Origin of the sequence: Prochlorococcus sp. MIT 1303 (genome assembly GCF_001631965.1) — a bacterium.
In the GTDB taxonomy this organism is placed as follows: Bacteria; Cyanobacteriota; Cyanobacteriia; order PCC-6307; family Cyanobiaceae; genus Prochlorococcus; species Prochlorococcus marinus_D.
The window spans coordinates 191,698-204,809 of the sequence record NZ_LVHK01000043.1 but is presented as its reverse complement, the minus strand read 5'-3'; the positions used below and the strand labels follow the sequence as shown (position 1 = coordinate 204,809).

General features: G+C 50.1%; 13 protein-coding genes and 1 tRNA gene. 8 read left to right on the top strand and 6 right to left on the bottom strand.

Going from position 1 to position 13,112, the window contains the following annotated elements:
• Window positions 1-22: 22 nt before the first annotated feature.
• The 4 genes from PMIT1303_RS08985 (at window position 23) to PMIT1303_RS08970 (ending at window position 2,754) form a co-directional block, all read left to right on the top strand.
• The gene (locus tag PMIT1303_RS08985) at window positions 23-658 is read left to right on the top strand and encodes a 2OG-Fe(II) oxygenase (RefSeq protein WP_063398470.1); all 636 of its coding nucleotides are present in this window, start codon (window positions 23-25) and stop codon (window positions 656-658) included.
• A gap of 66 nt (window positions 659-724) precedes the next feature.
• Window positions 725-1,648: an AEC family transporter gene (locus tag PMIT1303_RS08980; RefSeq protein ID WP_063398413.1), complete on the top strand. Its 924-nt coding sequence runs from the start codon at window positions 725-727 to the stop codon at window positions 1,646-1,648.
• Between the two features lie 130 nt (window positions 1,649-1,778).
• Window positions 1,779-2,051: a DUF4090 family protein gene (locus PMIT1303_RS08975; protein ID WP_063398469.1), complete on the top strand. Its 273-nt coding sequence runs from the start codon at window positions 1,779-1,781 to the stop codon at window positions 2,049-2,051.
• 214 nt (window positions 2,052-2,265) lie between these two features.
• Window positions 2,266-2,754: a hypothetical protein gene (locus PMIT1303_RS08970; protein ID WP_063398468.1), complete on the top strand. Its 489-nt coding sequence runs from the start codon at window positions 2,266-2,268 to the stop codon at window positions 2,752-2,754.
• A 615-nt stretch (window positions 2,755-3,369) separates the two neighbouring features.
• Here the strand turns inward: PMIT1303_RS08970 and PMIT1303_RS08965 are convergent.
• The 5 genes from PMIT1303_RS08965 to PMIT1303_RS08945 all read right to left on the bottom strand — a co-directional run bounded on the left by PMIT1303_RS08965 (window position 3,370) and on the right by PMIT1303_RS08945 (window position 7,690).
• Entirely contained in the window at window positions 3,370-4,368 is a 999-nt protein-coding gene (locus PMIT1303_RS08965; protein WP_063398412.1) for a hypothetical protein, read from the bottom strand.
• 407 nt (window positions 4,369-4,775) lie between these two features.
• Entirely contained in the window at window positions 4,776-6,158 is a 1,383-nt protein-coding gene (gene murD, locus PMIT1303_RS08960) for a UDP-N-acetylmuramoyl-L-alanine--D-glutamate ligase (protein WP_063398411.1), read from the bottom strand.
• Window positions 6,159-6,185: 27 nt separating this feature from the next.
• Window positions 6,186-6,257: transfer RNA gene (locus PMIT1303_RS08955), tRNA-Val, on the bottom strand.
• Window positions 6,258-6,335: 78 nt separating this feature from the next.
• Window positions 6,336-7,127, bottom strand: coding sequence for a photosystem II S4 domain protein (locus tag PMIT1303_RS08950; RefSeq protein ID WP_063398410.1), 792 nt, complete (start codon window positions 7,125-7,127; stop codon window positions 6,336-6,338).
• The gene (locus PMIT1303_RS08945; RefSeq protein ID WP_063398409.1) at window positions 7,124-7,690 is read right to left on the bottom strand and encodes a hypothetical protein; all 567 of its coding nucleotides are present in this window, start codon (window positions 7,688-7,690) and stop codon (window positions 7,124-7,126) included. The genes PMIT1303_RS08950 and PMIT1303_RS08945 overlap by 4 nt, the downstream gene beginning before the upstream one ends.
• 103 nt (window positions 7,691-7,793) lie before the next feature.
• Between PMIT1303_RS08945 and serA the strand changes: the two genes are divergently transcribed.
• From serA to PMIT1303_RS08925, 4 genes are all read left to right on the top strand, one after another.
• A complete protein-coding gene (serA, locus tag PMIT1303_RS08940; RefSeq protein WP_063398408.1) occupies window positions 7,794-9,380 on the top strand; it encodes a phosphoglycerate dehydrogenase in 1,587 nt (528 codons plus the stop codon).
• Window positions 9,381-9,394: 14 nt separating this feature from the next.
• Window positions 9,395-10,300 carry a 50S ribosomal protein L11 methyltransferase gene (prmA, locus tag PMIT1303_RS08935; protein WP_063398407.1) on the top strand — a complete coding sequence of 302 codons (906 nt, stop codon included), beginning with the start codon at window positions 9,395-9,397 and terminating at the stop codon, window positions 10,298-10,300.
• Window positions 10,301-10,464: 164 nt separating this feature from the next.
• Window positions 10,465-10,764, top strand: coding sequence for a ferredoxin (locus PMIT1303_RS12945; protein ID WP_011130797.1), 300 nt, complete (start codon window positions 10,465-10,467; stop codon window positions 10,762-10,764).
• Window positions 10,765-10,840: 76 nt separating this feature from the next.
• The gene (locus PMIT1303_RS08925) at window positions 10,841-11,296 is read left to right on the top strand and encodes a hypothetical protein (protein ID WP_011825201.1); all 456 of its coding nucleotides are present in this window, start codon (window positions 10,841-10,843) and stop codon (window positions 11,294-11,296) included.
• A 1,261-nt stretch (window positions 11,297-12,557) separates the two neighbouring features.
• On the opposite strand, the gene psbV is transcribed toward PMIT1303_RS08925, so the two are convergent.
• Window positions 12,558-13,019, bottom strand: coding sequence for a photosystem II cytochrome c-550 (gene psbV / locus PMIT1303_RS08915; RefSeq protein WP_231901428.1), 462 nt, complete (start codon window positions 13,017-13,019; stop codon window positions 12,558-12,560).
• Between the last annotated feature and the right edge of the window lie 93 nt (window positions 13,020-13,112).

Sequence of the window (13,112 nt, the reverse complement as noted above, 5' to 3'; positions counted from 1 at the left end):
TCCCTATTGAAAATCTGTGGCTTTGGATCTGATTGCTTGCTATCGCAACCCTGGTTTCGAGGCTGTTGCTGATGGGGTGATGTCATTCTTTGATCGGCGCCTTGATCTTCAACATAGTGGAGTCGCATTCGGGAATAACTCATCTTCATCAGAGGCAGAAGCAGCCAAAGTGTCAACCGATATAAGCCTTGTTGCGATTGATCGTTCTGATCCAGAGGCATTTGCTCTTTCAGATGTGATTGTTCGGGGTGTTACTGCTGCTCTCGACCAATATCTTCAGGAGCGTCCATTATTTAGAGACTGCTCACCAGAGCAGTCTCTGTTTGTCATTCCGATTTTTAATATCCAACGTTATGGCCCTGGTGAAGGCTTTAAGCGCTGGCATTGTGATTGGACTATCAGCGATGAGGCAACAGAGCCTGTGCATAGAATGCTTGCTTGGATCCTTTATTGCAATGATATTGACTCGGCTGGTACAGAGTTTTATTGGCAGCAACATCATGAACCTGCAGAGCGAGGAAAGCTAGTCATTTTTCCTGCAGGCCCATCTCATATTCATCGCGGTCGAGTGAATCATAAAAGCACTAAAACGATCTCTACAGGCTGGATTAATGCAGGCAGTAGAGACTCTTATCTTTCACGTTTGGCAGCATCTTGAGAATTTGCTTCAAAAGAAAATTCTCAGATCAACATTGACAAACTTTTTTTTAACCGAGTTCATTAAATGTTGATTCTGCGACTCTTTAGTGAATTGTTGCCTTTGCTGGCACTCGGATATTTGATTGGTCGCTTTAACGCAAGACTTTCATCTCAAATAGCGCCACCTCTTATCAACTTTGGTATACCAGTCAGCCTGATGGGTCTTCTGCTCAAGAGTGGGATGGATTGGCGCCTTTTTGAGTCCCTTGCGATGTCCTTACTTGCGATTGGTTTGCTGATAGTCGTCATTAGAACTTTCCCAAAAACCAGAACTTTTATTGGTAATCGAAGTTTGCTGTTGGGTAGTGTCTTTGGGAATTCAGGCCATTTCGGGATTCCTGTTTCATTGGCTCTTCTGCCAAGTCAAGCAGTCAGTTTTAGTATTGGTTATGACCTTGCCTCCACGTTACTTGTATGGAGTTTAGGACCCATACTTTTCGCAAACTCCTCATCTGAATTGAAGGGAAGAGCTGCTTGGACTAATCTTTTAAGTGTTCTGACTAGTAGTCCTGCGACGAAGGGATTGGTTGGGGCATTTTTTGTTCAGTTGACTCCATGGAATGATCAAATCACCTCTGCTCTTTGGATCCCGTCCAGAATTGTGATTGTTCTAGCTCTAATGGTTGTTGGCATCCGTTTGGGCTCTTTTGGTTCTGTCAATCAGTTAACGAACAGAACCTTGTTTTCATTAGTTGGGCCCAGCTTGCTGATAAAGCTGATGTTTCTTCCAGCCTTCATGTTTGCTCTTGCCAAGGTTTTTGGCTTGTCGACTTTGATGTATAACGCCCTTGTCTTGCAGGCGGCTACACCCACAGCTATATCTGTTTTGTTGTTAGCGGAAGCAAGCGGTCAGGAGCAACAAGTTGCTGCTTCATTAGTGGCTTGGAGCACTTTGATTTCCTTGTTTACGGTACCTATTTGGTATTTGGTTCTTCAATCAATCAATTGATCTCAGCAATTGCAGTGTTTCAGTAGAGCGTGAATGAGGCATCTCCCTCTGGGCTTTACTTGCTAACTTCTTCGCTCTTGCAAGCTCTAAACGCACTATGATGAGCGCGAGCAGTCTGCAAATCTTACCGATGGATTTTTCTGGTCCGCATGCAATTGATCAAGCGATTGAGGCAGGGATCGATCTTGATGGCAGCCCCATTCCGTTGGAGATGCTCAAACTCTACAAAGAAGTCATGGATCAAGAAGGTGCGAGAAAGAGGAGTGGAGTCAAGAAGTCGATGCGTAATCGAATAGTCCGTTCAGGTGCCAAGCATTTCGATCAAGAGACCCTCAATCAACGTCTTATCGCTGCTGGATGGGAAGGCTTGAAGCCAAAGGAGATTGAGTTTTTCTTCAGCTGATTTAGACTTTATAAGTGCGATATCTTTGATAAACGATTTGTTAATCGTCAACCTTTTGCTGGCTACCTCTATGCCAAGAGTTGTTATCAAATAGACACTTGTATTCGTCAATAGGTTTTGATTTGACTTTTCCTCTAGGCCTTGGTGTGATTAAATTGATTAGCATGAGGTTGATTGTTCTTTGTCTAGCCGCGAAGCCAAGCATGGCATCAGAATGAAAAGTCTTCCTGCTTCACAGGAGCTTTTAAACCTTGAAGCCTCGGCGAGAAAGCAAGGCAGCGGGATTGAGATTAATTCACTCAATGGACTTTGGAAGTTTGTATCTGTTTGGAAGCAAGGCAAAGAGAAAAAAGACTTCTTCTCTTCTTTGATGCTTCGATTTTTTTCTGCGAGCCTAGAGCTTAGGCAAGAGAATGGCAGTCATGAATGCATGCCTTTGGTGATTGCTAACTCTGTTGGCATTGGCTTGCTCAAGCTTGAATTCACAGGTCGAGGAGAGCTCAAGGGATCGCAGCCTCTACTGCCTTTCTTTTTTGATCGAATCACAGTTAGTTTTGCTTCAAGGGTTTTATGGAGCCGCTCGCTTGATGTGCCCGAAGAGAAAGAAAGGCCTTTCTTCGCTCTGATCTCAATGGCCCCGAACGAAGAGTGGCTGGCGGCTAGAGGCCGTGGGGGCGGCCTTGCGCTTTGGCTCAAGGGCTAGATCAACCAAACAGCCCATTAAGGTTTTAAGTTGTACTAGCTATTAGGACTCGATACGTAAGTTGCCTTACGACTAAAAAGAGATCACAAATGCCTTGGTTGTTCAATAGAGGAATGAGCGATAAAGTCAAAGCTACTGATCAGTTGGCCGTAGAGTAGGGCGTTAACTGTGTTGCAATTAGACAGCGGAAAGGATCGCCACGGGCTTCGAAATCTTGCGATTGAACAAAACTCCCGCAAGTTGGTCAAAGCAACAGGCAGGCGGCTTGTTTCTCTAGGCCGAGGGGAATGGCCAAAATTGCTGCAGCGTTGAGGTTGCTGCAGCAATGAAACTCAACACGAAAACTAGAAGTATGTTATGTATATTTGGCAGAGAAAATTGCACCTAGGAACATTTGATAATATCTATTATGCCATCATCAATGGTTCTTGGGAACATGATTTGCACGAGGGCTTTTCATGTTTATTGTAAATAGCTACTTGATCAGGGTTAGCAAAAGATAAATGCTGATGCGCTATTAGATTTTTTATAAGGCTTTGACTTGCCACAAAACTGGAGGATTGCTTCGATGACCTCCATTGCAATACTGAACCTCTAGAGTAACTCTCAGGCAGCTCACCAGTAATAGGCAATGGCTGATAATTGATAGCAAAGAGTTTCTTTGAGTAAAGAACTTATTCTGCTATTTGATTGATCTAATTTTAATAGCAGGTTGCAGATCTCTTCTTGGTTGGAAGTGAACGCTTTGTTCAATATTTCTCTAGGCTTGTATTCAGGGAATGGCTTTAGAGTTGCAGTTAGTTGTCTGATTGGGAAAGTAGGGTCAAATTTATTGCCAATAGGTAAATAATCAAGCAATAACTCATTGTCTTGATTCTCCAAGTGGATTAAACCTTCTATGCCTGATCCTCCTTGAATTCGAACTGGCTTCTTAGTTGTAGAGACATTGATTGTGATAGGGAATGAAAATGCAAAAGGCTCTTTGCTGCTAAAGCCATAGCCAAAAAACATCCTTATTGGATCATTACCTTTAGAATAGCTATGTAGGAACTCATGATCACCTTTTCTCTTTTCTGTGGAAATGCCTGAATTCGCATTGGTTGAGAATGTTTGGAAATTATGATTGTGATTGACGAGTTCAAAAATAGGGGCTAAGCATTTCTGGCTTTTGTAATCTATAAATCTAGACTGGATAAAATTATTAAATATAACTTCCTCCCAATTGCCTTTATGCCTAGCCTTTAAGTCTAAAGCCCCTAAGTTTTCAAGTAGGTTAATAACCTCAGGCGGCAATTCTCTAAGGCCATCCTCGAATTGATTGATCTCGTCCCATGTACAAGCCTCAAAGGCAATGGATTCAAGGTAATTATCTATGAATCTTTTTGTTTCAGGCGTATAAGGAGAGTCGCGATTGATTTTTATTTCTTTGGAGTCAATGTATAGGTATTTAGCATTAATCAGCAAGTCTTCTGGAACTTGAATTTTTGATGGAAGTTCTGGATCTACAGGGAATACTCCTCTCCCATATGGTCCTTTCCTGAGGGCGATATTTTCTGCCACTCCACCAAGAGCCCGAAATTCAATGAGGGTTTTTTGCCAAGAATGAACAACCATCTTTTTTAAATGAATGCTGTGAGGATAGCCTGTTCAATCAAGTCAATATAATTATCTCTCAATTAAATCAAATTTAAATCGTCTAGTTAGATGTGGTAATGAATGAGCATGCTTCTATTTAGTATGTCGAGGTGAAATCAAGTGATGGCAGTCTCTACTGCCTTTCTTTGCTCTGATCTCAATGGCCCTGAATGAAGAGTGGCTTGCGGCTAGAGGCCGTGGGGGCGGCCTTGCGCTTTGGCTCAAGGGCTAGATCAACCAAGTAGCCCATTAAGGTTTAATGTTGCACTAGCGATTAGTAAGCAATAAGTAAGTAGGATTGCCGTTACAAATAGAGCGCCAGTCGCATCATTATCGAACAGAGGAATGAGTCATGAAGTTAAAGCTAGTGATCAGTTAGCCGTAGATTAGGCCGTTAAATGTGGTGCAATCAGGCTACGGAAATGTTCGCCGCGGGCTTCGAAGTCTTGGTATTGATCAAAACTTGCGCAGGCTGGTGAAAGCAACAGGCAGGCGGCTTGTCGCTCTAGGCCCAGTGGAATGGCCAAAGTCACAGCAGCGTTGAGGTTGGTACAGCAATGCAACTCACCACTAAAGCCAGACGTTTTGATGAGGTCATTTAGTTCTGCAGCACCAGCCCCAAACAGGATCACGGCGCAGGATTTCTGATCCAATTGCTTGAGCCATCCAGAAGCATCGCCCTGTTTGGTTTGCCCACCTGCCAGCACAACGGCAGGAGCAGGGACGGCCTTGAGGCCCACACAGGCGGCGTCATAGTTCGTGGCCTTGCTGTCGTTGTAGACCCTCATTTGCTGGATATGCCCAAGCTCTTCGAGTCTGTGAGGCACGCCTGGGAACGAGCGCAGGCTGGCTTCGATGGCCTTTGCTGGCAAACCCGTTTGCCGGGCTGCGGCTGTCACCATCAGCAGGTTTTGAAGATTGTGTTGTCCAGGCATGGCCAAAGCCGAAGCGGCAAAAAGCGCTCCTTGCGGGTCCCTGACCAGCCCCTCCGCATCAATCCAAAAGTCGGCGCGATGGTTTGCAGTACCAGGCCCTTCGCTGCTCACCCACAGCCCCTTATCCCAGCTGGATCTTTGGCTGCGCAGATCTGGATCATCGCCATTGAAGATGCGGATCTCGGAGCGCTCCAGTAGGCCACGCTTGATCTTTCGGTAAGCATCAAGGGTGCCGTGGCGTTCGAGGTGGTCGGGGGTGAGGTTCGTCCAAATGCCAATGCGTGGGGCAATCTCAGGGGCGGCTTCGATCTGGTAACTGCTGAGCTCCATGACCAGCCAGTCGGAGCGCTGTGCGTTTGATTGCCGCCATTTGAGTGCGATTTCAGCCGCGGCATGGCCAACATTGCCGCCCATTGGTGCTTTGAGGCCATTGCTTTCAAGCACATGATTGAGCAGGTGGGTCACTGTTGTTTTGCCATTCGTGCCGGTAATGGCGATCCATGGCAGATGGCTCAGGCTTCGCCAGGCCACTGCCATCTCTCCAGCGATGTCGATGCCGCGTTGACGCAGTGCAGTCAGTGTTGGGTGGTCCCAGGCGATGCCAGGGCTGATGACCACGGAATCAAGTTGATCCAGCCAAGGGATGAAGCTGGTCAGCTCTAGAGGTTTGCCTAGCTCGACAGCAATTCCCTGCAGACGTAGATCAGCTGCCAAGCTTTGGAGATGGGGCTCGATGCTGCGCTCAAGCACTGTGACCTGATGTCCCTCTGCTTGCAGAAGTCGTGCCGCACCGATGCCGGAGCGTCCAAGCCCCACGACCACAGTGCGTGCCATCGATGAGTCCTGTGTTTGTAAGGGGAGTGGGCGATACTGGAATCGAACCAGTGACTCCTACCGTGTCAAGGTAGTGCTCTACCTCTGAGCTAATCGCCCGCGGGGCCCTTCGATCAGAGTGAGTGGTGACCGGTGGCTTTTCAAGCAGAGAAGCTAGCAGCCTGGCGATACGAATCTTCAGTGCCGCAGCATTTCCACCCGCCAGCGCTGACGCTTGGTCATTTCCAGTGCCAGCACCTTGAGAGTGCCTCGACCCTGAAGTTGTAGGCGATCGCCCACTACAAGTTCTCGACTTGTTTGTCGGACTGGTTCCCAGTTCAGGCGCAGGTGACCTTGCTTGATTTGATTGACCACCTTGGCGCGCGATAGACCAAAGCCGGCCGAGGCGATTGCATCGATCCTGCAAGAGGCCTCAACACTGTTCAATCGGCGGGTCAGGCGATGGGCTGGTGGCTGCAGTTGAGCCACTGCCACGGCTTCACAGGTGATCTCTACCTCTCTGACTTTGCTGCTGCGGCCGTCGAGATTGACGGCTAACTCAGGAGTGCAAAGGGCTTGTGCACCGCGATCACCGCGAATCCACAGATCTCCAAGTTGTTCTGGTTGAGCGTCGATCGCCTCTAGGGCTTGGCGGAGATCTGTTGGGCTGGGGGAATCAAATAAAAAGTTGCCATGCAGCAGCAGACCATGAATCGGGGCTGCTTGTGAGGGAGTGGGGTGATGGTGATCTTCACTGCGCCAGCAACACAGCCGCTGGCGTTCAGCGCCAGGGTGACCACCGTCGGCGTGCCAGTGCAGATCAGTGAGGGTGGAGAACCGATGTAGGGCTTGCTCCCGCAAGGGAGCAGAAACAAACGCACTCCAGCTGGGCTGCCAGGTCCGTAACACAGTTTCTGCCTGGACCAGCAGGGCTTCCATGCCTTGTGGATCCAGGCAACCTTTGAGTAGCTCTTGCCGCGGCAAGATCACAGTTCGCTGAGGCTCGTTAATGCGAGGGGATTGGCTTCTCGTAGCACTTTCCAGGGCAACTCGATGCCCATTGGTGTCTCCAGCAGCAGCAGCCATTGGCCTTGCTGATGGCGATTGCGCAGGATGCGAACGTCTTCAGCGTCTGGAATTTTGACGCTGATTGCGGCTGCATAACTACCCATCCAACCTGAGACGAGGCCCAGCAGTCCACCGATGACTGATGCACCCAGGGTGCCGTAATTGGCAAAGGTATCCATATCTGTACTGAGCGTGATGGCGATGCCGAGGATGAAGCCAAACGGCAGCAACCAGACGGCCATCAGTTTTTGACGACGGCTACGGGTCAGCTTGGGGCTCAGCCTCTCGATTGAATCAATGTCCATCGATTGGAGTGGGTTGCCATATTCCTTGGGTTCTGAGGCCGTTCTCTCAGGTTGTGTTTCTGAGTTGGTTGCCGGCTGAATCAGCTCACAGCGGGTTAGCGGGGTCTCTGCTGCCTTGAGTTGTTCATTCAATTGATCTGCGTGGTCTCTTTCGGCGAGAACAAGAACGCAAATAGCCATACAACACACCTCAATCCTTTGAATTCTGAACCCTGTTTTGTGATCTGCAGGGCTTGGAGCATGTAGATCTCTACAGTGCCCTGCTGCAGTCTTGCGCCGGTTGATGACGAAAGTTCTGGTTTCAGACCCTATCGACCAAGCGGGAATTGACATCCTCGCTCAGGTTGCACAGGTGGATCAGCGTGTGGGCCTGTCAGAGGATGACCTCAAGGCGATGATCGGCGATTACGACGCTCTGATGATTCGTTCTGGCACGCAGGTCACGGCGGATGTGATCAAAGCCGGAGCACGTTTGCGCATCATTGGTCGGGCGGGTGTTGGCGTCGATAATGTTGATGTGCCGGCGGCCACCCAGCAGGGTGTTTTGGTGGTGAATTCGCCGGAAGGCAACACCATTGCTGCTGCTGAACAGGCGTTGGCTTTAATGCTTTCGCTCTCTCGGCATGTGCCTCAGGCCCATGCCAGCACGATGGCTGGGGGTTGGGATCGCAAGAAATATGTAGGTAACGAGCTCTATAAGAAAGTTCTTGGCGTGGTTGGGCTCGGCAAGATCGGCTCCCATGTGGCCCGGGTCTGCAATGCCATGGGTATGGAGGTCATCGCTTACGACCCCTTCATCTCTGCGGACCGTGCTCAACAGATGCAGGTGCGACTCTCAAGCTTGGAGAATCTTTTTGAGCAGGCCGACTACATCACCTTGCATCTCCCTCGTACTCCCGATACCGAGAATTTGGTCAATGAGGAATTGCTGGGCAAGATGAAGTCCACAGCAAGACTCGTGAACTGTGCTCGCGGTGGCATCATCGATGAGTCAGCTCTGGCTGATGCCTTGACGGCTGGAGTGATTGGCGGGGCTGCGTTGGATGTTTATGCCCAGGAGCCATTGGCTACCGATTCGCCGCTGCGCTCTGTGCAGGAGCGCTTGATCCTTACGCCCCATCTCGGTGCCTCGACGACGGAGGCGCAGGAGAACGTGGCTGTTGATGTGGCGGAACAGATCCGAGATGTCCTGCTTGGCCTGCCTGCCCGTAGTGCCGTGAACATCCCTGGCCTCAGTGCAGAGATCATGGAGCGGCTTAAGCCTCATTTGCAATTAGCCGAGACCCTTGGGCTGTTGGTGAGCCAGCTCTCCGGAGGACAGTTGCAGGAGCTTGAAGTTCGTCTTCAGGGGGAGTTCGCTCAGCATCCCTCTCAGCCTCTGGTGATTGCTGCTCTCAAGGGCGTGCTGACCAGTGCCCTTGGCGATCGGATCAATTACGTGAATGCGTCCTTAGAAGCCAAGGGCCGTGGCATTCGTGTCTTGGAGGTCAAGGACGAGACAAGTAAGGATTTTGCCGGGGGGTCCTTGCAACTAACGACTCGTGGTGACCAGGGCGGTCACAGCGTGACGGGTGCAGTGTTTGCCAATGGCGATCTGCGCATCACCACCATTGATGAATTCCCGGTCAACGTGTCGCCTAGTCGACACATGCTGTTGACCAGGCACAGGGATATGCCAGGGATCATCGGTCAGTTGGGCTCCGTGCTTGGTGAACACAACGTCAACATCGCATCAATGCAGGTGGGGCGTCGCATTGTTCGCGGTGATGCGGTGATGGTGCTGAGCATTGATGATCCAATCCCGCCCAGCTTGCTGGTCACCATCCATGCGATCAATGGCATTAAGGAAGCCCATCCGGTCACCCTCTGATCGAGGCTGATGAGATGAACTCTGCTTCTGCTTGTTGCTGGTGGCGTCTTGCCCTGCCCATTGCAGATGAACTGGAAGAGTCGCTCATCTGGAAGCTGACAGAGCTGGGCATCTCTCGAATCGCTGTTCAACATGCACCTGAGAAGGCTGAGCGCACCCTTTTGGCATGGTTGCCATCGTCTGAGTGGTCCGAGTCGGACAGAGATCAGCTGATGATCAACCTGCGTCCTCTGGCAGAACCATTTGGCTTGAAATTAGCCAACCCCACTTGGTGCGAGGTGGCCGATGAAGACTGGAGTTTGAACTGGAAGCAAGATTGGCAACCCGATCCGGTGGGGCAGCGTCTGTTGATCTTGCCGGCTTGGTTGGATCTGCCGCAGGAGTATGCCGATCGGCTTGTTGTGCGACTAGACCCTGGCAGTGCTTTTGGTACTGGCAGCCATCCCAGCACTCGCCTTTGCCTGGAGGCGCTAGAGAGGAACCCCCCGCTGGGCTTGAGGGTGGCAGATCTCGGCTGTGGCAGTGGGGTGTTGGGTTTCGCCGCATTGGGTTTTGGGGCCAGGCAGGTGCTGGCCGCTGATACGGATTCTCAGGCTGTCTGCGCCTCTAGAGCCAATGCAGAGCTCAATCAGCTCGATTTAGATCGTTTCAGGGTTGTGCATGGTTCTGTGGATGCTTTGTCCGCACAGTTGCAGGGAGAGGTCGTCGACCTACTGCTCTGCAACATCCTTGCTCCTGTAATTGAGGCTTTGGCTTCAAGCTTTGATCAGTTGTTGAGTGCGAATGGTCGATGTTTGCTCAGTGGTTTGCTGGTTGATCAAGCGCCAAGGCTTCAGGTGGTTTTGGAGGCGCTGGGATGGCGGGTGAATAGCCTGACTGTGCAGGGCTGCTGGGGGCTTTTAGATGTTTCTAAGCGGTAATTCTGCGCAAATTTTTATATAAGCCAGGGTTATCAGTACTCGTTCTTTGATTGGCCTTAGTCGGGCAGATTGCACGATCAGACTGTATTTTTGCTGTGAGGGTGTTAGAAGGAGCGATCCAGGGGCGTTTTACTTCTGGATTTCTATGCGTTTCCATCCATTCCATGGCTTCCTACAAAGTCACCTTGATCAGCGAGAGCGAGGGCCTGAACAAGACCATTGAGGTTCCCGATGATCAGTACATCCTTGATGCTGCTGAAGAGCAGGGCATCGACCTGCCCTATTCCTGCCGTGCTGGGGCCTGCTCCACATGTGCAGGCAAGCTCACAGGTGGTTCTGTGGACCAGTCCGATCAGAGCTTCCTCGACGACGATCAGCTTGAGGCTGGTTTCGTGTTGACCTGCGTTGCTTATCCAACCTCTGATTGCACCATCAAGACCCATGCTGAGGAAGAGCTCTATTGAGCTCAGGGCAGTTGTCTCTGTTCCCGATCAGTGCTTGCGAATTGGGATCCCATCAGCCACCCTCAGCGGGTGGCTTTTGCTTCATGGTGGTGTTGATGGCTCTGTTTTAGATGTGACGTCTGTTGCCCCTGCCAGAGCGGATGTCGATGTTGTGTTGGCGCACGGCAGCATTCACACCAGTCCTGGTGGGCAATACAGTTTTCGTGTGATCGGTTCTTGTTGCAGGCTGTTTGATCGCGAGGAACTGCCATGGCCTTGCTGTCGCCTTGCCTGGCGGAGCAAGGAGCCAAGTTGGCGACGTGTGGGCCGGCGCTTTGTTGCTGATGTAGCGGCTCGTCGTTGTCCGTCTTATGTCGTCGAGCTATTGCAGCCTGGTTCAAAGCCAACAGTCACAGTGCTGACGTTGTTTTCTCAGCGTTTGACGCCGGGTTTGCAGGAGTGGTGGTATAGCCGTGGGCAGCTTTCAAAGGACCCAGCAAATCTGCTGCCAGCTTCGATGCTGCTTGCAACAGAAGAAACCCCATCGTGTTGATCGGCAAAGGGCTGATTGGCTACTTGCTTGGCATTTGATCAACGGACAACCTGTCATTAGTGCTATTCACTTAGACAGCTCATCGAAGTTATTGATAGAGCATTTGTCAGCTTTGGATTGCATCAACCAGAAGCCAAAGCAGCTTTCTTTGAACGAGGCTTTGCGGATAGAAGCAGTAAATGATTTGCTGAGAAGGAACGTATTGATAGAATTATGAGCCTGGAAATTGCTATTGATTGTGCTGAACAGGCTGCGTAAAAGCCTTGTTGAGACATGATTGGGTTATTAGTAAATACAAGCTTCGATTCTCTCCTAAAAGTTACAGCTTGGATCATGACAAGCTTGTCTGTTAAACACAAGAAGAAATGAGATCATTTGTGTCATAACTTCCCTTGGCTTGGTTTGACTGGGAGTGGGATGATGTTTATTTGTCTCCATCTCTCAATCCAAGCGGTTCTAAGTACAGTCAGAAATACAGAAGTTCGTTCATCCATTCATTCAAAATCAGTTGGCGAGTGGAGGTATTGCTGCGCCATGCTTTGCCTTGCGATTGATAGCTCATTTTCGTTTTGCCTGGGCATAGATACCAAAGAATGTTGTTGATAACTGCAGGCCATGCTTTTGTTAGAAGTGATGCTGGCTAGCTGATTAGGCGCTTCAATTAGAGGTTAAAGAGAGCCCTCTTTGAATGGCTCATCTTTGCTTTTAGTTCTGCAATCCAAATGCTTAAGCAAGCTGTTCTTGAGCAAGGTGTTCATGAGCAAGCTGTTGAGAAGGCTTGATTGCTGAAACGCTTTTCTTTTGCGGCAACCCTTGGCGATGAGCAGCAGATCTTTGCTTAGAGCGCAGGCGAAGCCTCTCAGAGGCGATTGTTCTGCAGATCGGCGGCCTGATTCAGGCCAAGCCTTCAAGCCAATCCTTCCACCCAGCTCTAGAGCGACAGAGCAGGCGACATCAGTCTTGTCGCAGACCCTTTCTCCTGCGACCTCTTCCTTTGTATCTAGGGCGAGTTTCTAGTTCCCCTGGGAGGCTGAGAGTGAGCACCCGACAAGCCTTGCCTCCTAGAAGAGATATCTCCCAATCAGCTTGTTCAATCAGTGATTAAGACAGGAACAAACACTGGAGTTTTAGATCGATATTGATTTTAGATCGCGATTGCAGACAAGACTCTGGCGAGGGAGATCACTGCCAATTTTTTAGGCAAAAAAAAGGACCCCAGCTTTGGCTGAGATCCCCTGATTGTTTTTTGCTTCTTGAGCGATCAGAAGTAGATCTTGCCACCACCCCATTGGTCGCCCTGTACTTTCTCAGCCGTAAGGATGTAACCGGCGATTAGGCGCAGGTCCTCATCGTTGAGCGTGCGCATCTGAACGTAGACATCGCTGCTGCTGATGCCTGGGTGGGTGTCGGCAATGCTGTATTCCCCGTCATATGACATGGGATTTTTCAGGAATTCGACCAGGCCTTCCACGTTGTCACGAGCAGGTGATGCCAGTGAGAGAGCCTCAAGGTCGAGACCAACGTTTTGATTGGTCTTGGTGACGCCTTGGTTATGGCAGGTGGCGCAGTTGCTTTTGAAGAGCTTGCTAGCGCTCTTGATTTCTGACTCGGTGAAGGTCACCTGCTGTCCGCCTGAGCCTGCGGGAACGGTGAGGGTCTCGGCATCCCATTGGGCAGCCATGGCCGGAGAGCTAATGCTCAAGCCAATTATTACGGGCAACACGATCAATAGTTTGATCAGGGACCGTCCCAGGGATGCAAAGAGAGAGGCCATGGAATACGCCAGTTACTGACAGAAGCGACAACACCTTGTATC

What these genes read in the sequence shown, in the direction of transcription:
- PMIT1303_RS08945 (WP_063398409.1), bottom strand. Translation starts at nt 7,690, where the DNA reads ATGGCTATTTGCGTTCTTGTTCTCGCCGAAAGAGACCACGCAGATCAA.
- PMIT1303_RS08975 (WP_063398469.1), top strand. Translation starts at nt 1,779, where the DNA reads ATGGATTTTTCTGGTCCGCATGCAATTGATCAAGCGATTGAGGCAGGG.
- prmA (WP_063398407.1), top strand. Translation starts at nt 9,395, where the DNA reads ATGAACTCTGCTTCTGCTTGTTGCTGGTGGCGTCTTGCCCTGCCCATT.
- PMIT1303_RS08980 (WP_063398413.1), top strand. Translation starts at nt 725, where the DNA reads ATGTTGATTCTGCGACTCTTTAGTGAATTGTTGCCTTTGCTGGCACTC.
- murD (WP_063398411.1), bottom strand. Translation starts at nt 6,158, where the DNA reads ATGGCACGCACTGTGGTCGTGGGGCTTGGACGCTCCGGCATCGGTGCG.
- PMIT1303_RS12945 (WP_011130797.1), top strand. Translation starts at nt 10,465, where the DNA reads ATGGCTTCCTACAAAGTCACCTTGATCAGCGAGAGCGAGGGCCTGAAC.
- PMIT1303_RS08965 (WP_063398412.1), bottom strand. Translation starts at nt 4,368, where the DNA reads ATGGTTGTTCATTCTTGGCAAAAAACCCTCATTGAATTTCGGGCTCTT.
- PMIT1303_RS08970 (WP_063398468.1), top strand. Translation starts at nt 2,266, where the DNA reads ATGAAAAGTCTTCCTGCTTCACAGGAGCTTTTAAACCTTGAAGCCTCG.
- serA (WP_063398408.1), top strand. Translation starts at nt 7,794, where the DNA reads ATGACGAAAGTTCTGGTTTCAGACCCTATCGACCAAGCGGGAATTGAC.